We start from the raw sequence: 1,477 nt of genomic DNA on the forward strand, positions 1-1,477 counted from the left end.
CCAGATATAGCCAAAGCATTAGAAATGGTAAAACAGGTTGAGCCTCCAAAACCTCCCAAGAATGGGGCAAGGGTTTATTCAGAGGCAGACCTGACACCAGAGATGGTGCAGAAGATCAGGAGTATTTATAATCATACTGAAGGTCGTTACTGGTCAACAATAGAACCGCAGTACCACTCTCAATATGCTGAAGCAATTAAAAGAGATTTTATGAAGATAAGAATTATAAATGAACAAGTACCTAACATAACCAAAGTAGAAAGCATTGTAGTATCCGACAAATTATATTTAGAAAATGGTAGAGGTGCAGAAGAGTATCGTGTAATAGTAAATGGTAATCAAATATGGGATGTTACCGTAGGTTTTACTGGTAAGGAATTTGTAGCCAGTTTAGCTTGCTTTAAAGGGTTTATTAAATAGGAGGTAATAATCTATGAAGAAAAAAATAGCTTTAATAGTGTTGATAGCTTTTATATTATCAATTTTCCCTATTAATACTGTATTAGCTACCACAGGAAATATTGCTGTAAGTAGAGATGGGGTAGAAATTATAGATAAAGGAAAGGGTACAGGCAGTAATCCAGATATTATACAAGCTCGTAGAACCAAAGACCAAACCAAAGTAGACCACATCTACTTCTACAACCAATCCACCATAGGCTCTGGCACAATGGACGGTAAAGGTTATCGCACAATAGGTTATGACATGACTTTATATGATGAGAAGAAAAATAAAATATCCGAAACATATTATTTTGATTATGGTTCATATCGCGAAGAATATTTGGCATATATGAGAAACAAAATAAGAAATACACCAGGTTGGAATTTCGGTGATTCATATGTATCAGAAGAATATTTATATCGGGATTTTTTACTCAAATATTTTAAACCAGAGGTATTAGATACTGCTAAATATTTAAAATTAGATGGGCATATAGAGTTATTTAATAGGCAAAATGGGGTTTATCATAGGTTGTATTTAGTTACTAAAGATAATTTAGATAAAACATCAGATTATCCTTCAGGATTTGCTAAGTATTATAAGGATTTTAAAACAAGATTTCCATTTATTGATTTAAACCCGCCAGTAAAAGGACCAGACTTCTACCCAACACCTGATTTTACTAACCAATATAATTATGAATGGAAGTATAAACCCGCCAGAACATACATGGGCGAACCAGGTCAACAAATCAATGTTGAGGTTTATTTATGGAACGGCGGAACAGAAACCGCAACAACTAATATAGCAGCTACATGGTGGGGTTCAGGGTGGACAGCTTAGCAAATCATGTTTTTCGAAATAAACAGGTTCAACTGCCTGGCCCCAGTAAACAAAGCCCAGAACCTAACATAAGAATCCCTAAGTTAGAAAAAAAGTATTCTGGTATTCAGATCCGCTTTACATGGCAATACTCTTTATTTTGCAGGCTTGATCCCCATGTCCGCATAAAAAGCCTTCCTTAAATCCACC

General features: G+C 35.1%; 2 protein-coding genes. Both read left to right on the plus strand.

Going from position 1 to position 1,477, the window contains the following annotated elements; all coding sequences use genetic code 11:
* Positions 1–420 (plus strand): hypothetical protein (locus tag BUB92_RS11660; RefSeq protein ID WP_159432337.1); only part of this gene is annotated, 420 nt, incomplete at its 5' end.
* Between the two features lie 13 nt (positions 421–433).
* A complete protein-coding gene (locus BUB92_RS11145; protein WP_073093631.1) occupies positions 434–1,288 on the plus strand; it encodes a hypothetical protein in 855 nt (284 codons plus the stop codon).
* Positions 1,289–1,477 lie beyond the last annotated feature (189 nt).

Source organism: Thermosyntropha lipolytica DSM 11003, assembly GCF_900129805.1.
GTDB lineage: Bacteria > Bacillota > Syntrophomonadia > Syntrophomonadales > Syntrophomonadaceae > Thermosyntropha > Thermosyntropha lipolytica.